Annotated in this window: 19 protein-coding genes; 15 read left to right on the forward strand and 4 right to left on the reverse strand. The window is 58.9% G+C overall.

Annotated features, from left to right (window positions below; translation table 11 throughout):
• Positions 1–35 precede the first annotated feature (35 nt).
• The 3 genes from gabD (at position 36) to WLY71_RS07715 (ending at position 4,303) form a co-directional block, all read left to right on the forward strand.
• Positions 36–1,478 carry an NADP-dependent succinate-semialdehyde dehydrogenase gene (gabD, locus tag WLY71_RS07705; protein ID WP_008148203.1) on the forward strand — a complete coding sequence of 481 codons (1,443 nt, stop codon included), beginning with the start codon at positions 36–38 and terminating at the stop codon, positions 1,476–1,478.
• A gap of 183 nt (positions 1,479–1,661) precedes the next feature.
• The gene (gene gabT, locus WLY71_RS07710; protein WP_134419251.1) at positions 1,662–2,939 is read left to right on the forward strand and encodes a 4-aminobutyrate--2-oxoglutarate transaminase; all 1,278 of its coding nucleotides are present in this window, start codon (positions 1,662–1,664) and stop codon (positions 2,937–2,939) included.
• 149 nt (positions 2,940–3,088) lie between these two features.
• A complete protein-coding gene (locus WLY71_RS07715; protein ID WP_347803091.1) occupies positions 3,089–4,303 on the forward strand; it encodes an HDOD domain-containing protein in 1,215 nt (404 codons plus the stop codon).
• A gap of 125 nt (positions 4,304–4,428) precedes the next feature.
• Here the strand turns inward: WLY71_RS07715 and WLY71_RS07720 are convergent, their stop codons facing one another.
• Entirely contained in the window at positions 4,429–5,418 is a 990-nt protein-coding gene (locus tag WLY71_RS07720) for a GGDEF domain-containing protein (protein WP_347803092.1), read from the reverse strand.
• Between the two features lie 151 nt (positions 5,419–5,569).
• Positions 5,570–6,754, reverse strand: a complete 1,185-nt coding sequence (gene desA, locus WLY71_RS07725; protein ID WP_347803093.1) for a delta-9 fatty acid desaturase DesA — start codon at positions 6,752–6,754, stop codon at positions 5,570–5,572.
• 147 nt (positions 6,755–6,901) lie between these two features.
• Between desA and dibA the strand changes: the two genes are divergently transcribed.
• The 6 genes from dibA (at position 6,902) to WLY71_RS07755 (ending at position 13,059) form a co-directional block, all read left to right on the forward strand.
• A complete protein-coding gene (gene dibA / locus WLY71_RS07730; RefSeq protein WP_347803094.1) occupies positions 6,902–8,827 on the forward strand; it encodes a phosphodiesterase DibA in 1,926 nt (641 codons plus the stop codon).
• Positions 8,828–8,955: 128 nt separating this feature from the next.
• Positions 8,956–9,138, forward strand: a complete 183-nt coding sequence (oscA, locus tag WLY71_RS07735; protein ID WP_007945260.1) for a sulfur starvation response protein OscA — start codon at positions 8,956–8,958, stop codon at positions 9,136–9,138.
• 143 nt (positions 9,139–9,281) lie between these two features.
• Positions 9,282–10,295: a sulfate ABC transporter substrate-binding protein gene (locus tag WLY71_RS07740; protein ID WP_347803095.1), complete on the forward strand. Its 1,014-nt coding sequence runs from the start codon at positions 9,282–9,284 to the stop codon at positions 10,293–10,295.
• Between the two features lie 70 nt (positions 10,296–10,365).
• Positions 10,366–11,184, forward strand: coding sequence for a sulfate ABC transporter permease subunit CysT (gene cysT, locus WLY71_RS07745; protein ID WP_007899634.1), 819 nt, complete (start codon positions 10,366–10,368; stop codon positions 11,182–11,184).
• A gap of 12 nt (positions 11,185–11,196) precedes the next feature.
• On the forward strand, positions 11,197–12,066 hold the full coding sequence (cysW, locus tag WLY71_RS07750; protein WP_347803096.1) for a sulfate ABC transporter permease subunit CysW: 870 nt from the start codon (positions 11,197–11,199) through the stop codon (positions 12,064–12,066).
• 3 nt (positions 12,067–12,069) lie between these two features.
• Entirely contained in the window at positions 12,070–13,059 is a 990-nt protein-coding gene (locus tag WLY71_RS07755) for a sulfate/molybdate ABC transporter ATP-binding protein (RefSeq protein WP_347803097.1), read from the forward strand.
• A 108-nt stretch (positions 13,060–13,167) separates the two neighbouring features.
• Here the strand turns inward: WLY71_RS07755 and WLY71_RS07760 are convergent, their stop codons facing one another.
• Positions 13,168–13,692 carry an Mpo1 family 2-hydroxy fatty acid dioxygenase gene (locus WLY71_RS07760; protein WP_347803098.1) on the reverse strand — a complete coding sequence of 175 codons (525 nt, stop codon included), beginning with the start codon at positions 13,690–13,692 and terminating at the stop codon, positions 13,168–13,170.
• 84 nt (positions 13,693–13,776) lie between these two features.
• Between WLY71_RS07760 and WLY71_RS07765 the strand changes: the two genes are divergently transcribed.
• A complete protein-coding gene (locus WLY71_RS07765; RefSeq protein ID WP_347803099.1) occupies positions 13,777–14,463 on the forward strand; it encodes a Crp/Fnr family transcriptional regulator in 687 nt (228 codons plus the stop codon).
• A 70-nt stretch (positions 14,464–14,533) separates the two neighbouring features.
• Positions 14,534–14,899: a response regulator gene (locus WLY71_RS07770; protein WP_223432435.1), complete on the forward strand. Its 366-nt coding sequence runs from the start codon at positions 14,534–14,536 to the stop codon at positions 14,897–14,899.
• Between the two features lie 127 nt (positions 14,900–15,026).
• Here the strand turns inward: WLY71_RS07770 and WLY71_RS07775 are convergent, their stop codons facing one another.
• Positions 15,027–16,031, reverse strand: a complete 1,005-nt coding sequence (locus WLY71_RS07775; RefSeq protein ID WP_283182474.1) for an AraC family transcriptional regulator — start codon at positions 16,029–16,031, stop codon at positions 15,027–15,029.
• A gap of 100 nt (positions 16,032–16,131) precedes the next feature.
• On the opposite strand from WLY71_RS07775, the gene WLY71_RS07780 reads away from it, so the two are divergent.
• The 4 genes from WLY71_RS07780 to WLY71_RS07795 all read left to right on the forward strand — a co-directional run bounded on the left by WLY71_RS07780 (position 16,132) and on the right by WLY71_RS07795 (position 20,224).
• A complete protein-coding gene (locus WLY71_RS07780) occupies positions 16,132–17,205 on the forward strand; it encodes a fatty acid desaturase (RefSeq protein ID WP_347803100.1) in 1,074 nt (357 codons plus the stop codon).
• Positions 17,206–17,591: 386 nt separating this feature from the next.
• The gene (locus WLY71_RS07785) at positions 17,592–18,173 is read left to right on the forward strand and encodes an alpha/beta hydrolase (RefSeq protein WP_347803101.1); all 582 of its coding nucleotides are present in this window, start codon (positions 17,592–17,594) and stop codon (positions 18,171–18,173) included.
• A gap of 73 nt (positions 18,174–18,246) precedes the next feature.
• Positions 18,247–19,176 (forward strand): sigma 54-interacting transcriptional regulator, encoded by a 930-nt coding sequence (locus tag WLY71_RS07790; RefSeq protein WP_347803102.1) that lies wholly within the window; start codon positions 18,247–18,249, stop codon positions 19,174–19,176.
• A gap of 265 nt (positions 19,177–19,441) precedes the next feature.
• Positions 19,442–20,224 carry a MetQ/NlpA family ABC transporter substrate-binding protein gene (locus WLY71_RS07795; RefSeq protein WP_347803103.1) on the forward strand — a complete coding sequence of 261 codons (783 nt, stop codon included), beginning with the start codon at positions 19,442–19,444 and terminating at the stop codon, positions 20,222–20,224.
• Positions 20,225–20,467 lie beyond the last annotated feature (243 nt).

Raw genomic sequence — 20,467 nt, forward strand, 5'->3', positions numbered from 1 at the left:
CCGCGCTTGCCGCGGTGCTGTTAAGGAAAGCCGACATGCAGCTTAAAGACACCCAGTTGTTCCGCCAGCAAGCCTTTATCGATGGCGCTTGGGTTGATGCGGACAATGGTCAGACGATCAAGGTCAACAACCCGGCAACGGGCGAAATTCTGGGCACCGTGCCGAAAATGGGTGCTGCCGAAACCCGCCGTGCAATCGAAGCCGCTGACAAAGCGCTGCCGGCCTGGCGTGCACTGACCGCCAAGGACCGTGCGAACAAGCTGCGTCGCTGGTTCGAGCTGATCATCGAGAACCAGGACGACCTGGCTCGCCTGATGACCCTCGAACAAGGCAAGCCATTGGCCGAAGCCAAGGGCGAAATCGTTTACGCCGCTTCCTTTATCGAGTGGTTCGCCGAAGAAGCCAAGCGCGTCTACGGTGACGTGATTCCGGGCCACCAGCCAGACAAGCGCCTGATCGTGATCAAGCAGCCAATCGGCGTGACCGCTGCAATCACCCCGTGGAACTTCCCGGCCGCGATGATCACCCGTAAAGCCGGCCCGGCCCTGGCCGCCGGTTGCACCATGGTGCTCAAGCCTGCTTCGCAAACTCCGTTTTCTGCATTCGCTTTGGCTGAACTGGCCCAGCGTGCCGGCATTCCAGCCGGTGTGTTCAGCGTGGTGTCCGGCAGCGCCGGCGACATCGGCAGCGAGCTGACCAGCAACCCGATCGTGCGCAAACTGTCCTTCACCGGCTCGACCGAAATTGGTCGTCAGCTGATGGCTGAATGTGCCAAGGACATCAAGAAAGTGTCCCTGGAATTGGGCGGCAACGCGCCGTTCATCGTGTTCGACGACGCGGACCTGGATAAGGCCGTCGAAGGCGCGATCATTTCCAAGTACCGCAACAACGGCCAGACCTGCGTCTGCGCCAACCGTCTGTACATTCAGGATTCGGTCTACGACGCGTTCGCCGAGAAGCTGAAAGTGGCCGTGGCCAAACTCAAGATCGGCAACGGTCTGGAAGAAGGCACCACCACTGGCCCGCTGATCGACGAAAAAGCCGTGGCCAAGGTTCAAGAGCACATTGCTGACGCGATCAGCAAAGGCGCAACTGTTCTGGCCGGTGGCAAGGTCATGGAAGGCAACTTCTTCGAGCCGACCATCCTGACCAACGTGCCGAAAAACGCTGCCGTGGCCAAGGAAGAAACCTTCGGTCCATTGGCGCCGCTGTTCCGCTTCAAAGACGAAGCCGAAGTGATCGCGATGTCCAACGACACCGAGTTCGGTCTGGCTTCGTACTTCTATGCTCGCGACCTGGGTCGTGTGTTCCGTGTGGCTGAAGCCCTGGAATACGGCATGGTCGGCGTCAACACCGGGTTGATCTCCAACGAAGTCGCGCCGTTCGGCGGCATCAAGGCGTCGGGCCTGGGCCGTGAAGGCTCCAAGTACGGCATCGAAGATTACCTGGAAATCAAATACCTCTGCCTGGGCATCTAAGCCCGGCCAGGCATTGCTTCAAACGCAAAGGGCACGAGAGCGCTGTCCCTTTGCGTGCAACAAACGGAATTTTCTCTGTGGCCGGGAACGCTGTGGCAGTCGATCATCGCATGCTGCCGTAGTTGCCTCCCCGCTGCATTTTCCTTGAACCACGCCGCCCGATGAGCGGTGAATGAGGACTTTATGAGCAAGACTAACGCATCCCTGATGAAACGCCGCGAAGCCGCTGTACCACGCGGTGTTGGCCAGATTCACCCGATCTTCGCCGAGTCCGCGAAGAACGCCACCGTGACCGACGTTGAAGGTCGCGAGTTCATCGACTTCGCCGGCGGTATCGCCGTGCTGAACACCGGTCACCTGCACCCGAAAATCATCGCCGCCGTGACCGCGCAGTTGAACAAGCTGACCCACACCTGCTTCCAGGTACTGGCTTACGAGCCGTACGTAGAGCTGTGCGAAAAAATCAACGCCAAAGTGCCAGGTGATTTCGCCAAGAAAACCCTGCTGGTGACCACCGGTTCCGAAGCCGTCGAAAACGCCGTGAAAATCGCCCGTGCCGCCACTGGCCGTGCCGGCGTGATCGCGTTCACCGGCGCTTACCACGGTCGCACCATGATGACCCTGGGCCTGACCGGTAAAGTCGTGCCTTACTCGGCCGGCATGGGCCTTATGCCAGGCGGCATCTTCCGCGCGCTGTACCCGAACGAACTGCACGGTGTGAGCATCGACGATTCGATCGCCAGCATCGAACGCATCTTCAAGAACGACGCCGAGCCGCGTGACATAGCTGCAATCATCATCGAGCCGGTTCAGGGCGAAGGTGGTTTCTACGTCGCGCCTAAAGAGTTCATGAAGCGTCTGCGCGCGCTGTGCGACCAGCACGGCATCCTGCTGATCGCTGACGAAGTACAAACCGGCGCTGGTCGTACCGGCACCTTCTTCGCCATGGAACAGATGGGCGTTGCTGCCGACCTGACCACCTTCGCCAAATCCATCGCTGGCGGTTTCCCGTTGGCCGGTGTTTGCGGCAAGGCCGAATACATGGACGCCATTGCTCCAGGCGGCTTGGGCGGCACTTACGCCGGTAGCCCGATCGCTTGCGCTGCGGCGCTGGCCGTGATGGAAGTGTTCGAAGAAGAGCACCTGTTGGACCGCTGCAAGGCTGTCGGCGAGCGTCTGGTCACTGGCCTGAAAGCTATTCAGGCCAAATATCCGGTGATCGGCGAAGTCCGTGCCCTGGGCGCGATGATCGCGGTCGAGCTGTTCGTTGATGGCGACAGCCATAAGCCGAACGCTCCAGCGGTAGCCGCCGTTGTGGCCAAGGCTCGCGACAAGGGTCTGATCCTGCTGTCCTGCGGCACTTACGGCAACGTTCTGCGCGTCCTGGTACCGCTGACTTCGCCGGACGAGCAGTTGGACAAAGGTCTGGCGATCATCGAAGAGTGCTTCTCCGAGCTGTGATCTCCAGGCTCTGATCGATTTGTGAACTGATCGACAAAAAAACCCGCTTCGGCGGGTTTTTTTGTGTCCCTGGAACCCATCGATGGCAAATGCGCTGTATCGAATGGCCAGCATTGACTAAGGTGCAAGCACTGCTTTGGAGTGTGTAAATGACTGCTGTGGTGTTACCCGCTGCGCCGCGTGTGCTGATTGCCGAGGCCGACCCCTGGTCTCGCGACCTGCTCAAGCAGGTTTTGTTGAATGTGCGCTGCGACGCACGGCTGGATCTGTGTGCCGACGGTCAGCAAGCGCTGCACTTGTTGGCGGAAAATCCTTACGACCTGGTGATCGTCGACTGGGAGCTGCCCGGCGTCGATGGTTTGAATGTCTTGCGCAATGTCCGCCAGCGCAAGCGTAATCCACCGCTGCCGTTCATTCTGATGAGCAGCCGCAACGACAGCGCCAGTGTGCGCGAAGTCTTGCCCCTGGCGCCGGCGGCGTACCTGACCAAACCCCTGAACATGGAAAGCCTGACCCACCGCCTGCAGGAGTTGCTGCTGAACGCCGGTGAAGAGGTGTCTTGCGAGATGCCTTCGCTGTCGCCAGGCATGACGTTGGCGGTTTACCTGGAGCGTCGACGTGAGCTGGCCGACGGTGCACCACTGATGACCGACGTACAGTTGGCGGTCAAGCGCAGCCTCAATCCCAATGGCCTCGACCTGACACTGCTGCATGACGAAATCCGCACCGATCCGCAGGTCACTGCCGTGCTGATCGCCGCCGCCAACAGCGCGGCCCAGCACCATGGCGCCGCCGTACAAACCCTGTCCCAGGCGCTGCACCGCCTCGGCACCGGGCAAAGCATGAACCTGATTCTGGGGCTGGCCCTCAAGCGCAGTGCCCGACTCAGCGATCCGTTTCTGGCCGATTATGCCGAGCGCTATTGGGAGCTGTCGCTGCGCACCGCCGAGTATGGCCGGACCTTGGCACGCTTGCTGGATCTGGATCAGGAGCGCTGTTATTGCGCCGGCATGCTGCATCGCCTCGGCGACCTTGCGCTGTTGCGGTGTTTGCAGGAATGGAAGCAGGCCGGTGGTGAGCTGGATGAGTGGGAGGAGGTTGGCGAGGCGCTGGCTGAGTTCGGTGCGGCTTATGGTTCGGCACTTCGCACTCGCTGGCGCCTGCCGCTGGAGCTGCGAGAGCTGATTGCAGCGGTCTACCAGTTCGGTGGCGGGGTTTACTCCCGCGAAGCGCTGGTGATGAACATGGCTGCGCAACTGGCGCGACTGACCGAGCATGAGGGCATTGAGGAGCTGTCGAAGAGCCGGACGGCGCGGTTGCTCAAGATCGGGTTGCCGGAATTGATGCGTTTGCGCAAAAAATAGGCATCACACAAAACCTGTGGGAGCGAGCTTGCTCGCGATAGCGGACTGTCAGCCAGCATCAATGTTGAATGTCAGTACGTCATCGCGAGCAAGCTCGCTCCCACATTGGTTTTGTGTCGAGCCCATTAGCTGGAAATGATGCGGTTCTTCCCCTGGCGTTTGGCTTCGTACATCGCCGCATCCGCGCGGGCAAACAGGCTGTCGACGCTTTCGTCCTCGGCGGTAAGGCTGGTCAGGCCCTGGCTAACGGTGATGCCGAACGTCTGGTCGCCATGGCTGAAACTCAATCGCTGAATCTCCCGTTGTAGGCGCTCGGCCACTTGCATGGCCATGTCTGGCGCACAGCCGGGAAACACTGCTGCGAATTCCTCACCGCCAACTCGCCCGAACACATCACCCCGACGCAAAGCCGCGCGACCGCTCTCGGCGATTCGTTGCAGCACGTTGTCGCCTTCCTGGTGGCCGTAGGTATCGTTGATTACTTTGAAGTCATCGATGTCCAGCAGCAGGAATGCCAGCGGCGTGCCTTGGTGCCGTGCCTGTTCGAATTCACGGTGGGCGCATTCGAAGAAGTGTCGGCGGTTGCTGCTCTGGGTCAGCACGTCGGTGGTGGCCAAGCGTTGCAGCTCGGTTTCCATCTGCTTCTTGTCAGTAATGTCTTCGGCAATGCCGACGATGATCACTGGTTGCCCCGGCTCGGCCTGACGGTTGATGAAGCACTTGTCACTGAGCCAGCGGACCTGGCCGTCGGCGGCAATGATTCGGTACTCACGGTCTTCAACGGCGCCTTTGACCAGTACTTCGCCCAGGCTGCGTTCGGCATAGTCCAGATCGTCGGGGTAAATGCTGTCGCGCCAATGGTTGTAGTCGGACAGCAACAAGCCTGCAGAGCGGCCGAAAATCCGTTCATACGCGGGGCTGACATAGAGCACCCGACGGGATTCCCAGTCGAAGGCCCAAAGCACCGCGTTGACGCTCACCAGCAGAGCGCTGAATAGCTGTTCGCGTTCGCTCAGGCGCGCCACTTCGCCTTGTGCATGCATTAGCGCCAGCAGGGTTTGCGCGGCCTCGGGCCACTGCGGGAGGGATGAGTCTTGTAGGCTTTTATTGACCATCGACACAAAATCTCAAAGGGCGTGTGCCGCTCGAGGTTCGAAAGCGGCCAATACCAGAGCCCGCCTGGATGGCGAAGTGTCTTTGAGATAGGGGATTTGGAGCTTAGTTCCGAAGGGTGCGCCCACGAACGGGGCGCACCGATCAACGGCGTCAGACGGCGGCGGGGCGCAGGGAGTAGGTTTTCAATTGATCGGCGAAGTCGCGCAAGGATTGAATCCCGCTGGCTTCGGCTTCGTGTACCCAATCCTTGATGGCGGCCAGCATGTCGTGACCATTTGAGCTGGTCTTGACCCAGATCTGCTGCAAGGCCAGGCGTTTCTCGTAAATTACCTTCAGCGCCTGACTGTGTTCGAGCATGGCCTGGATGCGTATGTGGTGTTTGTCATCCAGCAGGCTGGTTTCCCGCGAGAGCAGGCGCTTGGCGCGGTGGAACTGGTGACGGACCGAGTGATCGACCTTTTCCAGCTCTTGTTTGACCAGCGGTGCGATCACCAATTTGCGGTACTGGGCCATGATCTGGAAGCGGTTGTTGAGGATCGCCATGGCGGTGTCCATGTCCAGGTTGCCTTTGCCTTCGACCCGATGGGCGATTGGCGCGACCCGCTGAACCTTGGCCAGACGCAGGAAGCTGAAGACCTGGATCCAGGCCCAGCCGAGATCGAATTCCCACTTCTTCACCGACAGTTTTGCCGAATTAGGGTAGGTGTGATGGTTGTTATGCAGTTCTTCGCCGCCGATCAGGATGCCCCACGGCACCAGATTGGTCGCCGCATCGCGGCATTCGAAGTTGCGGTAGCCGATGGCATGGCCCAGGCCATTGACCACACCGGCGGCCCAGACCGGGATCCACATCATCTGGATGGCCCAGATGGTGATGCCGATGGTGCCGAACAGCAGCAGGTCGATAACGCCCATGATCGCCACGCCCAGCAGCGGGAAACGGCTGTACAGGTTGCGTTCGATCCAGTCTTCGGGGCAGTTCTTGCCATAGATGCGCAGGGTCTCGGGGTTTTCCGCCTCGGCACGGTACAGCTCGGCGCCTTTGCGCAGAACGGTGGACAGGCCCTTGATGACCGGGCTGTGCGGGTCATCGACGGTTTCGCATTTGGCGTGGTGCTTGCGGTGGATAGCGGTCCACTCACGGGTGTTCTGTGCCGTGGTGAGCCACAGCCAGAAGCGGAAGAAATGTTTCAGGCCGGCATTGAGCTCAAGCGAGCGATGGGCTGAATAACGGTGCAGATAGACCGTGACGCCGATGATCGTCACGTGGGTCATCAGCAGGGTGACTGCCACCAGTGACCAGGGCGACAAGCCGAGAAAACCTTCGTACCACATAGTCTATTGGGCCCTCGATAAAGAAAAAAACAGCCGTTGCATTATCACTTAGCCCACAGATAAAACCAGTCGCCCTTTCAGATAAGAGTGGCTGGATGTTTCTTTAAACTATAATTCCATCCTTTTTGAAGGGACATGGACAGCCGAATGTCTGCCACCTATCGCGATGCTTTGCGTGCAGCACTGCTTTACCTTCTGGTTTCTATAGGTTGGCTGCTGTTCAGCGGTTATTTATTGAACAGTTTCTTCGATAGCTCCGCTGAGCTAATACGATGGCAACTGATCAACGGTTATGCCTGGGTTTTATTCAGCGCCGGTCTGATTTTCCTCGCCCGGGCGCGATTGTTCCGTTGTCTGGGGATCGGCGCAAAATTGCGTGAGCGCACTGAAGACCGCGAGCGTTTGCGTCAGGCGGCCGCGGTGTTCGATTGCACGCGTGAAGGGGTGCTGGTCACCGACAACAAAGGGTTGATCGTCCATGTAAACCGGGCCTTCATGGCCATCACCGGCTATCAGAGCGAGGAGGTGCTCGGCCAGCGCCCCAGTTTGTTCAAGTCCGGTCATCACCCGCCGGCTTTCTACCAGGCCATGTTCGCGACACTCACCAGCACCGGCGAGTGGAGCGGGGAAATCTGGAACCGCCGCAAAAGCGGCGAGATCTACCCGCAATGGCAGACCATCCGTGTCATTGACGACGAGAGGGGGCGGCGCAGCCATTACGTGGCAGTGTTTTCCGACATTAGCGCAATCAAGCACTCCGAACATGAGCTGACGTATCTGGCTCACTACGATCCGCTGACCGATCTGCCCAACCGCTTGCTGTTCACCGACCGCACCGAGCAGGCCCTCGCTTCGGCACAGATCCACAAGCGCGGCTGTGCGTTACTGATGATTGATCTTGATCACTTCAAGATGATCAACGACAGCCTCGGGCATAGCATTGGGGACCAACTGCTCAAGGGCGTGGCCGTGCGTTTGAAAGCGATGGTCGGACCGGGAATCACGCTGGCGCGCCTTGGCGGTGACGAGTTCGCCGTGCTGGCTGAAAGCTGTCCGCAAATGGTGCACGCGGCGGCGCTGGCTCAGCGGATCATCGATGGCCTAAAAGAGCCGTTCCAGATCGATGGGCATCAGTTGTTTGTCAATATCAGCGTCGGCATCAGCCTGTTCCCCGGCGACGCCTTGAGCGCCGAGCAGCTGTTGCGCAACTCCGACTCGGCGCTGTTCAAGGCCAAGAGTGCAGGCCGCAACGGCTACGCCCTCTATACCGAAGAATTGACCGCCCATGCCCAGCAACGGGTCGAGACTGCATTCGAATTGCGCCGTGCGCTGGAGCAGCAGGAGTTGCGGGTTTATTACCAGCCGGTTCACGACCTCAAGAGCAGCCGCCTGATCGGCGTCGAGGCATTGGTGCGCTGGGAGCATCCACAGAGGGGTTTGGTGTCGCCGGCAGAATTCATTCCCATTGCCGAGCGCACCGGTCTGATCGCCGAAATTGATGCCTGGGTTATGCGCCAGGCGTGTGAGCAGATGTGCCGGTGGCAGCAGGCCGGGGTGGTGTTGTCGTTTGTCGCGGTGAATGTTTCTTCTCGATTGTTCGCCCGCCGTGAGCTGTTTGGGAAGGTGGCGAAGGTGCTGCACGAAACCGGGCTGGATCCTGCCTGTCTGGAGCTGGAAGTCACCGAGAGCGCTGTGATGGATGACCCGGAAGTCGCGCTGGAGCAGATGCACAGGTTGCGTGAATTGGGCGTGCGGCTGGCCATCGATGACTTCGGTACAGGCTATTCGTCGTTGCTGCGCCTCAAGCGGATGCCGGTACAGAAACTCAAGATCGATCAGGGCTTCGTTGCGGGGTTGCCGTGGGATGAGGATGACGCGGCGATTGTGCGGGTGATCATTGCGCTGGCCCAGAGCATGGGGATGCAGGTTCATGCCGAGGGGATCGAGCAGGTCGAGCAGGCGGGTTTCCTGCTCGAACACGGCTGCGATCTGGGGCAGGGGTACTGGTTTGGACGGCCGGTGCTGGCAGGGCAGCTGGATTGGAAGCGTGCTCCATTGATTCTTCAACACTGATCGGTCTTTTGGTTATATTAAAATTCTTAAATAGTCTTTTTAAGAATATCCGCGCTTATCTACTATTGGTCTCACGCCGCAAGCAGTCTCGCCACTGCCAGGCAACCTCTAGTTGAAGGAGCAGCACCATGAGCGCATCCCTACGTAGCGTTGACGGGCAGGACGAGGCAACCATTTTGCGTGAGATCCAGAGCGCCTTGCGCGATCTGCGTTTTGGCGCAGTGGAAATCACCGTGCACAACGCCCAGGTGGTCCAGATCGAACGCAAAGAGAAATTCCGGTTGCAGAACCCAAGCAACAAACCGAGCTGAAACAAAGATCAAAAGATCGCAGCCTGCGGCAGCTCCTACGGGGGGCTTTGTGTAGGAGCTGCCGAAGGCTGCGATCTTTGACAGGCAACCCCGATTCCAGACCATAAAAAGCCATTACAAACAGAATTCCAGGAGCTTTCACCATGTCGTCGATTCGTCATTTCGCTTTGGCCGCCCTGGCCAGTGCCCTTTTTGCTGGTTCCGCGGTTGCCAAGGATTACGAACTGCTCAACGTGTCGTACGACCCGACTCGCGAGCTGTATCAGGACTACAACGCTGAATTCGTCAAGTTCTGGCAGAAAGACCACGCTGGCGACAGCGTGAAAATCCAGCAGTCCCACGGTGGTTCGGGCAAGCAGGGCCGGGCAGTGATCGACGGTCTGCGTGCCGACGTGGTGACCCTGGCCCTGGCCGGTGACATCGACGAAATCGCCAAACTCGGCAAGACCCTGCCAGCGGATTGGCAGAAGCGTCTGCCGGAAGCGAGCACGCCTTACACCTCGACCATCGTGTTCCTGGTGCGCAAGGGCAACCCTAAAGGCATCAAGGACTGGGGCGACCTGACCAAGAACGGCGTGGAAGTCATCACCCCGAACCCGAAAACCTCTGGCGGCGCACGCGGGAACTTCCTCGCGGCGTGGGCCTATGGCCTGAAAGCCAATGGCGGTAACGAAGCGAAAGCCAAGGAATACGTGCAAACCCTGTTCAAACACGTTCCTGTGCTGGACACCGGTGCTCGCGGTTCGACCATTACCTTCGTCAACAACGGTCAGGGTGACGTGTTGCTGGCCTGGGAAAACGAAGCCTTCCTGGCCCTGAAAGAAGACGGTGGCGCTGACAAGTTCGACATTGTCGTGCCTTCGCTATCGATCCTCGCCGAACCTCCGGTAGCTGTGGTCGACAAGAATGCCGAGAAAAAGGGTAACACCGAGATCGCCGAAGCGTACCTCAAGCACCTGTACAGCCCGGCCGGCCAGGAAATCGCGGCAAAAAACTTCTATCGTCCACGTGACAAGGATGTTGCCGCCAAGTACGCCAAACAGTTCCCGACACTGGACCTGGTGACCATCGACAAGGACTTCGGCGGCTGGAAAACCGCTCAACCGAAATTCTTCAACGACGGTGGCGTGTTCGACCAGATTTATCAGGCGCAATAACCTGAAATAAGCCATAAACGAGCCCCGGATTGACGTTCGGGGCTTTGCGCGTTCTCAACCAAGGACTTTTATGTCGCGTCGTATCTCCCCCGTCATACCCGGCTTCGGGCTGACGCTGGGCTACACCTTGGTGTACCTCAGCCTGATTGTGCTCATTCCACTGGCGGCGATGTTCGTACATGCCGCTCAACTCACCTGGGACCAGTTCTGGGCGATTATCTCGGCGCCACGGGTGCTGGCGGCGTTGAAGCTCAGCTTCGGCACCGCGCTGTACGCCGCGATCATCAACGGCATCATCGGCACGCTGCTGGCCTGGGTGCTGGTGCGCTACACGTTCCCTGGACGCAAAGTCATCGATGCGATGATCGACTTACCCTTCGCATTGCCCACCGCCGTGGCCGGTATCGCGCTGACTGCGCTATACGCACCCAATGGTTGGGTGGGTCAGTTTGCAGCGGATCTGGGTTTCAAGATCGCGTATACCCCCCTCGGTATCACCCTTGCCCTCACTTTTGTGACACTTCCATTCGTAGTACGTACGGTACAGCCAGTATTGGCTGATATCCCGCGTGAAGTGGAAGAAGCGGCGGCGTGCCTGGGTGCAAAACCGTTGCAGGTTTTCCGCCATATTCTGGTGCCCGCGCTGCTGCCAGCCTGGCTGACCGGTTTCGCGCTGGCCTTTGCCCGCGGGGTCGGCGAGTACGGTTCGGTGATTTTCATTGCCGGCAACATGCCGATGAAAACCGAGATTCTGCCGCTGCTGATCATGGTCAAACTCGACCAGTACGATTACACCGGCGCCACGTCCATTGGTGTACTGATGCTGGTGGTTTCCTTCGTTCTGTTGCTGCTGATCAACTTGCTGCAACGACGCATCGAAACCCCATAAGGAGGCGCAGAAATGTCCCAATCGTCTATTGCTGCTGCTTCCTCGAACGCCGCCCGCCGTGGCAGCGCTTCATCGCGGCGAATCCTGATCGGCCTTGGCTGGCTGGTGTTCGCCCTGTTCCTGTTGCTGCCGCTGGTGATCGTGGTGTCTCAGGGCCTCAAGCTCGGAATCGGTGCGTTCTTCACCGCGATCTTCGAACCCGACGCTTTGTCGGCACTGAAACTCACGGTGATCGCCGTGCTGATCTCAGTGCCGCTGAACCTGGTGTTCGGTGTCAGCGCTGCATGGTGCGTGAGCAAGTACTCGTTCCGCGGCAAGAGCATGCTGGTAACGCTGATCGACTTGCCGTTTTCGGTGTCGCCGGTAATCGCCGGTCTGGTCTACGTGCTGATGTTCGGCGCCCAGGGCATTTTTGGCCCATGGCTGCAGGACCACGACATTCAGATCGTCTTCGCGTTGCCGGGCATCGTGCTGGCGACGATCTTCGTCACCGTGCCGTTCGTGGCGCGCGAGTTGATCCCGTTGATGCAGGAGCAAGGCACTCAGGAAGAAGAGGCCGCGCGCCTGCTCGGGGCCAATGGCTGGCAGATGTTCTGGCACGTCACCGTTCCCAACATCAAATGGGGCCTGATCTACGGCGTGGTGCTGTGTACGGCGCGGGCCATGGGTGAGTTCGGTGCGGTGTCGGTGGTTTCCGGGCACATTCGCGGGGTGACCAACACCCTGCCGCTGCACGTCGAGATCCTCTACAACGAATACAACCACGTGGCCGCGTTCGCCGTGGCGAGCCTGTTGCTGATCCTGGCGCTCTTCATCCTGCTGCTCAAGCAGTGGAGCGAAAACCGTATTAACCGCCTGCGCGCCAGCGCCGCGGAGGAATAAGTCATGTCGATTGAAGTGCGTAACGTCAGCAAGAATTTTCACGCGTTCAAGGCGCTGGACAACATCAGCCTGGACATTCAAAGCGGCGAACTCGTGGCGCTGCTCGGCCCGTCCGGCTGCGGCAAGACCACCCTGCTGCGGATCATCGCCGGTCTGGAAACCCCGGATAAGGGCAACATCGTGTTCCACGGTGAAGACGTCTCCGGTCACGATGTGCGTGATCGCAACGTCGGTTTCGTGTTCCAGCACTACGCGCTGTTCCGCCACATGACCGTGTTCGACAACGTCGCGTTCGGTCTGCGCATGAAGCCGAAAAACCAGCGCCCGAGTGAAAGCCAGATCGCGGTGAAAGTCCACGAGCTGCTGAACATGGTGCAACTGGATTGGCTGTCGGATCGCTACCCGGAACAACTCTCCGGCGGTCAGCGTCAACGTATTGCCTTGGCTCGTGCCTTGGCGGTTGAACCGAAAGTCTTGCTGCTCGATGAACCCTTCGGCGCCCTCGACGCCAAGGTCCGTAAAGAACTGCGTCGCTGGCTCGCACGCCTGCACGAGGACATCAACCTGACCTCGGTGTTCGTGACTCACGACCAGGAAGAAGCGATGGAAGTCGCCGACCGCATCGTGGTGATGAACAAGGGGGTGATCGAGCAGATCGGCTCACCGGGCGACGTCTACGAAAACCCGGCCAGCGATTTCGTTTATCACTTCCTGGGTGACTCGAACCGGTTGCATCTGGGTGAAGACAACCATGTGCTGTTCCGTCCTCACGAAGTGTCGCTGTCGCGTCATGAGCTGGAGGATCACCACGCGGCCGAGGTGCGAGATATTCGTCCGTTGGGCGCGACGACACGGGTGACGCTGAAGGTCGAAGGCCAGAGCGAATTGATCGAAGCTGAAGTGGTGAAAGATCACGACAGCCTGATCGGGTTGGCGAAGGGCGAGACGCTGTTCTTCAAGCCGAAGGTCTGGCAGAAGCTCGCCAACCTCTAAGATCAAAAGCTTCGCGAGCAGGCTCGCTCCCACAGGGGATCGGTGTTGCGCACAAATTGTGTGACCGACCAAAACCCTTGTGGGAGCGAGCTTGCTCGCGATTGCGATCTACACAGCTGCGCGTTTCGAATTGACCCGCACACCGCCCACCCGCGTCTCGATCTGCTCTTTCAAGTCACGCCGCAACCCCAGCAAAAACGCCAACTCCACCACCACAAACAACGGCCCGACAATCAACCCCGTCACATCATCGACAAACGCCGGTTTGCGTCCTTCGTAGTGATGACCGACAAATTGAATCGCCCAACCCACCACAAACATCCCGATGCCGCTCGCCAGCCAGACAAGCGTGCTTTGTTGCGCGAGCACATGACCCAGCCAAACACAAAGGCCCAGCAACACCGTCATCAGCACGCCCAGCCGTAACTCCAGTCGCAGATAAAACCATGCCGAAGCCAACGCCAAAAGCACTGCCGGTGACACCCAAACCCCGGCCAGCGGCCACTCGGGCCGTGACAGCAGCACGGCAACGGCGACAACGATCAGCGGAATACCGATAAAGTGGGTGGCAATATTGCGCGGGTCACGGTGGTAGGCGGCGTATTGACTGAGATGGTCGACGAGGCTTTTCATTGTTGTTCCTCCTGTTGGGTGATGGATCATGCCCCGGGTCCACATTTCGCTCTGTCAGGCAGGCGACAATCTCCAGGAGTTTTCATGGACATGCAGGTTTTGCGTTCGCGGCTGGATAAAGGGCAGTGGTTCAGCCATCTACCTGTTCCTTTACAGGATAGTCTGCTGGCCGCCGCCAGGGTGCGGCGGTTGTCGCCAGGCCAGCGGCTGTTCAAGCGCGGCGATCCACCGTGCGGGCTGTACGCGGTGCTTGAAGGTTCGGTGCGGATCGGCGCAGTGAGCGAGCAGGGCAAGGAGGCGCTGTTGAGCCTGGTGGAGTCGCCCCACTGGTTCGGCGAAATCTGTCTGTTTGATGGCCAGCCGCGCACTCATGATGCGTTCGGTCTGGGTCATTGCGTCCTGTTGCACATCTCGCAAACCGCGCTGCTGACGTTGCTTGATGAACAACCGGCGTACTGGCGGCAACTGGCATTGCTGATGAGCCAGAAACTGCGCCTGACCTTCATCAATCTCGAACAACTGAGCCTCATGCCAACCGCCGCTCGACTGGCTCATCGCTTGCTGATGATCGCCGAGGGTTACGGCGAAATCGACCCGCCGCGACGGGTGTTGCAACTGCCCCAGGAACAATTGGCGTCGATGCTTTCGCTGTCGCGCCAGACCACCAACCAGATTCTCAAGGACTTGCAGGGGCAGGGGATTGTGAATCTCAAGTACGGCGAGATCGAGATTCTGGATGCGCAACGATTGCGGATGTTGGCGATTATCTAAAACCCGGCGTTAGTGGTGGGCTTTGGACGCGAAGGCGCCTAGCCTGTGATGACGACAATCGAGGTGTGCCATGCGTGTGCTGTTAGTGGAAGACGAACCTGAGACCGCCAAACTCCTGGCTAAAGGTCTGAGCGAGGCAAGTTACTCAGTCGATGTGGCGGTCAACGGTATGGACGGCCGTCGTTTCATCGAGTCTGGCGAATACGAGCTGATCATCCTCGACGTGATGCTGCCCGGGCTCAATGGATGGCAGTTGCTGCAGCAGATCCGCAAGCTCGGTGATACGCCGGTGCTGTTCCTGACCACCAAGGACGGCATCGAGGATCGCCTGCGCGACCTGGAGTTGCATGAGGATGACTACCTGCTCAAGCCGTTTGCCGTGAGTGAACTGGTGAAGCGGGTGCGTAAATTGTTGCGGCGGGATCGGGGGCGCTGAGGCGTTTCTGTAGTGTCTGGTCTGGCCTCATCGCGAGCAAGCTCGCTCCCACATTGGAATGCGGTCAACTGTGGGAGCGAGCTTGCTCGCGAAGAGGCCAGACCAGACAACCCAGCTCCCGGATCCTTTACCGCAACCCATCCCGAAACTGCCCCGGTGTCATCCCGGTCCAGCGCTTGAACGCGCGGCTGAAGCTGCTCGTGTCCGCAAATCCCAGCAGATAGCTGATCTCGCTCAATGAGCATTGCGGATCGCGTAAATGCAGCAGCGCCAGGTTCTCGCGACTCTCGTTGAGCAGCGTATCGAACCGGTAACCCTCGTCCGCCAGATGCCGTTGCAGGCTGCGCAAACTCAGGTGCAAGGCCTGGGCGATGTGTTCGGCGCTGGGCTCACCTTCCGGCAATTGCTCCTCAATGGCGTCGCGGACCTTGCGTTCCCAGGTCAGGGGTTTGAGTTGGGCGAGGGTGCGTTTGAGCACGGCTTCGTTGTGCTCGGCCAGTTCCGGGTTGGCGTCGTCCAGGTGGCTGTCGAAGTCCACGACGGCGAATTCCAGTCGGTCTTCATCGGCGGCGAAGTACACCGGTGAGCGGAAGACTTTGTGCCATTGATGCGGGTCCGCCGGTTCCGGGCGACGCAAGTACACCGCCAGCGGGGCGTAATCGCGGCCCAGGCGATTGCGGCAGGTGCGTACGTAAATCGCCGTGAAGGCGTCGATGGCCTCGAAGGCCGGGGCCGGATTGCCTGGCGGGATCTTCAGGCGGAAGCGGTAGCGGTCCTCGGCGCGGGTCAGTTCCAGGTCCAGGGCATCACTGACCACCTGGTGATAACGAACGATGCGTTCGAACACTTCTCGCAGACTGCCGCTGGCCACCAGCGCATAACCGAGCGCGTGAAACGTGGTGGGGCTGACGAAGCGCGATACCCGCAAACCAATCGCCGGGTCGCCGCTGACTTGCACCGCGATTTCCCACAGGCGCGTGGTGCCGGACAACGGGTAACGGGCGTTCGGGTCGTCCATCAGTTGCGGGTCGAGCCCCGCCTGTTGGCACAGGGCGGTGCTGTCGAGGCCCAGGGCATCGAGTTGCTTGCGCAGGGCGCGGGTCCAGCTGGCGAGGGAGGTCGGTTCAGTCATGCTGATTGGCGCTTCCGGTCAACAGGTTGGCGTTCACGGCTACCGCTTTGCGAGGGTTCACAAGGCAGGATGCGAACATCAATAATCAGAGGATGGAAGCATGCACGGTACTTCTGCAAGTCCCCAGCGACTGAATGCAACTCAGCGATCAGCGCATATTCGCCAAGTGGTGCTGGCCAAGGGGGTCGAACTGCGTCAGCGCTACCCGATTCTCAACCATCAGGACGCCCTGGGCGCGGGCATTCTGGCCTTCGCGCTGGTCGGCATGATTGGCTCGGCGACGCTCTACATGACTGGGCACATGGCCTGGTGGGTGTGCCTGTTGCTCAATGCATTTTTCGCCTCGCTGACCCACGAGTTGGAACACGACCTGATTCATAGCATGTACTTCCGCAAACAACGCGTGCCGCACAACCTGATGATGGGACTGGTGTGGCTGGCGCGGCCGAGCACGATCAATCCGTGGATTCGTCGACATCTGCACCTCAATCACCACAAAGTCTCCGGCACAGAATCCGATATGGAAGAGCGCGCCATCACCAACGGCGAACCCTGGGGTTTTGCGCGGCTATTGATGGTCGGCGACAACGTGATGTCGGCGTTCATCCGTATGCTGCGGGCCAAGACCTGGGCTCACAAGATCAGCATCATCAAGCGCGCGCTGAAGGTCTACGCGCCACTGGCGCTGGTGCATTGGGGGGCTTGGTACATGTTTCTCGGCGTTCACGCGGCGAACGGCATCGCTCATCTGCTGGGTACGCCTATCGAATGGTCGGCGACTACTTTGTCGGTGATGCAGGTCATCGATATCGCTGCCGTGGTGATCATCGGGCCAAACGTGTTGCGTACCTTTTGCCTGCATTTCGTCAGCTCGAACATGCACTACTACGGTGACGTGGAGCCGGGCAACGTGATCCAGCAGACCCAGGTGCTGAACCCTTGGTGGATGTGGCCGTTGCAGGCGTTCTGCTTCAACTTCGGCAGCAGTCACGGCATCCATCACTTTGTGGTCAAGGAACCGTTTTACATCCGTCAGATGACCGTACCAGTGGCGCATAAGGTGATGCGTGAGATGGGTGTGCGGTTCAATGATTTCGGGACGTTTGGGCGGGCGAACCGGTTTGTGCGCAAGGAAACGACAGCACCGCAGGAGGTGCATGCCGCTCAGGCATGATCGATGCACTCGAAAACTCAAAACGGCAAAGGCGCCCGTCATCAATCTGACCCAAAGGGGCGGTACGTTATGACCCAAGCAGGATGGCTTGGTAGTTGCTGTATCGCTGATTGATATATGTGTTTTGGATCTAATAAAGTAATTAAATATTCCTTTATTGGATAACCGTTTCAGTCAATCATCGCCTCCAGTGATGTTGATTAGCGCTAGCAGATTTTGAGTTTCCGGGGCCGTCTCCTTGGCAGGGTGCGGTCCCTTTTTTTGTCTATTCAAAACTGCTGTATATGCCTTGTAGGTCTTAATAAATAGCTTCTTATTCCTTAACGAATATAACTCTCCTCCCTATACTTGCTCAGGAACAGACACGCAGCAGGAGAGCTCCCCCCATGCGCAACGAATCAATTCGCTACCTGATTGTGCCGGGCTGGCAAGGATCGCCAGAAGATCATTGGCAAAGCCATTGGCAGAACAGCCTGCCGAACAGCGCGCGGGTGGAGCAGGCCGACTGGCTGACGCCGCGTCGTGAAGACTGGGTCGCGGCACTGGCTGAGGCGATTGCCGCCGACAGCACGCCGGTGATCCTGATCGCCCATAGCCTGGGTTGCATCACTGTCGCGCATTGGGCGGCCACGGCGCCTGTGCAGTTTTTGCGTCAGGTTCGTGGCGCCTTGCTGGTCGCCCCTGCGGACGTCGAACGTCCGGCCTGCGCACCGGCCCTGCGCAACTTCGCGCCGATTCCGACCCACCTGCTGCCGTTCCCGAGTCAGGTTGTCAGCTCCGACAACGACAGCGCCGTGAGCGCACCGCGTGCATTGGAACTGGCACGTCACTGGGGCGCCGAGGCGGGGATTTTGTCGGGTGCCGGACACATCAACGTGAAGTCCGGTCACCAACGCTGGGAGCAGGGTTTTGCTTATCTCTATCGCCTGCAAAACCGAATGGAACACCACGCCCTGCGCCGCGCTTGAACCTTTTCTTTTTTGCTTTTGTTTTTTAAAACAACGCCCCCCGTCTCCCGGCGGTTTAGGGCGGGAGTCTGCCATGAGTTTTGAAGCCTTCGGTCAGCCGCTGCTGACCTTCCCCGACGCAGAAAAAAGCCCCCTGAGCATTCGCGCCAAGGCGCTGGTGTTTGTCGATCCGCGTTCCCGTCAACTACGCCAGGAGCTGGAGCTACTGGCACCGCGCTCGATCTCGGTATTGATCCGTGGCGAAACCGGCAGCGGCAAGGAATTGCTTGCGCGGCACATCCATCGCGCGAGTGATCGTGGCGGGTTGTTCGTCTCGGTCAACTGTGGCGCGATCAGTCCGACTTACGCCGATGCGGAATTGTTCGGTTATGCCGCTGGCAGTTACAGCGGTTCGGCCAGCAGTCGTGCTGGCTGGTTCGGTTCTGCCAACGGCGGGACACTCTACCTGGATGAGATCGGCGACTTGCCGCTACCGATCCAGATCAAATTGCTCGCGGCGCTGGAAAACCACGAAGTCACGCGTGTCGGCGCTCACCAACCAAGCCCGGTGGACGTGCGCCTGGTCGCGGCTACCAGTATCGATCTGGCCCAAGCGGTGTCCGCTGGAAAATTCCATGAGCGGCTCTACCACTACCTCAGCGAAGGCCAGCTCGAACTGCCGGCCTTGCGTGAACGGGTGGGCGATATTCTGTCGCTGTCCGAATATTTCCTCGGCATCTATAGCCAGCGCCTTGACCTGCCGGTGCCGCTGATCAGCGAAGCCGCGCAGCATTTGTTAGAGCAACACAGTTGGCCGGGTAATACCCGGGAGCTGGAAAACGTCATTCACTTTGCGTTGTTGGTCAGCACCGGCGATGAGATTTTGCCGGAGCATTTGAATCTGCCCGAGGCGCCGCCGTCATGGGTGCAGATCGAGCGGCAACTGAAGCAGATTCTCGGCAGCGGTTCCACCGCAGAGAAAGAAGCCTTGAAACAACTCCTCAAAAACACCGCGTTTGTGTAGGAGCTGGCGCAGCCTGCGATCTTTTGATCTTGGCAATGCTCTAGATTGCCGAAGATCAAGATCAAAAGATCGCAGCCCTCGGCAGCTCCTACGTCGTATGAACAAAATGGAATATGAAAGTGAATAAAAGATATTGTTCGGGAATAAAAAATCCCGGTATTGTCCGCGTCACGCCAGCGATAGCACTTCATTAGCACTTACAAAAACCACTCGTAATAAACAAGCCGTCGTCGATGACGACCGTGATTTTCGATAAGGACACTGCATGAAAAAGGTTCTGTTGTTCACCGCATTGGCGGCTGCCCTGACTGCGGGCCTGGCCCAGGCTGGCGAGAAACTGGTGGTTGCGGCGACCCCGGTTCCACACGCCGAAATTCTGGAACTGATCAAACCAACCCTCGCCAAAGACGGTGTGGACCTGGAAATCAAAGTCTTCACCGACTACGTTCAGCCGAACGTGCAAGTTGACCAGAAGCGTCTGGACGCCAACTACTTCCAGACCCTGCCGTACCTGAAGAGCTTCAATGAAGGGAAAGGCACTAACCTGGTGACCGTGATCGGCGTGCACGTCGAACCCTTCGGCGGCTACTCGAAGAAAGTCAAAACCCTGGCTGAGCTGAAAGACGGCGCAACCATTGCCATCCCTAACGAAGGCAGCAACAGCGGCCGCGCCCTGATCCTGCTGCAGAAGGCCGGCCTGATCGAGTTGAAAGACCCGAAAAACGCTCTGGCCACCCCGAAAGACATTGCCAAGAACCCGCACAACTTCAAGTTCAAGGAACTGGAATCGGCCATGCTGCCGCGTGTTCTGGACCAGGTCGACCTGGACATGATCAACACCAACTACGCGCTGGAAGCCGGTCTGAACCCGGCTAAAGACGCGCTGGTGATCGAAGGTGCAGATTCGCCTTACGTGAACTTCCTGGTGGCTCGTCCGGACAACAAGGACAGCGTTGCCATCCAGAAGCTGGCCAAGGCGTTGACCAGTCCTGAAGTGAAAGCATTCATCGAGAAGAAGTACAGCGGCGCGGTATTGCCGGCGTTCTAATTCGCGAGGTAAACGCCTTCAAGGTTTCAAACGCCGACGGCTTGTAGAGCGTCGGCGTTTTTTATTGCGCCAGGATCAAAAGATCGCAGCCTCGTTTCACTCGACAACTCCTACATTGAAAAGCGGTATGCGATCCATGAAGCACACCTACCGTCAGATGCGCTTCCCGTTTACCGTGGCATTTCCGGTGAGCAGTTCCACGGCAGCAATGCTTCATAGTCGGTTACTGACTGCGCATGCGGC

Origin of the sequence: Pseudomonas rossensis (genome assembly GCF_039888995.1) — a bacterium.
GTDB lineage: Bacteria > Pseudomonadota > Gammaproteobacteria > Pseudomonadales > Pseudomonadaceae > Aquipseudomonas > Aquipseudomonas rossensis.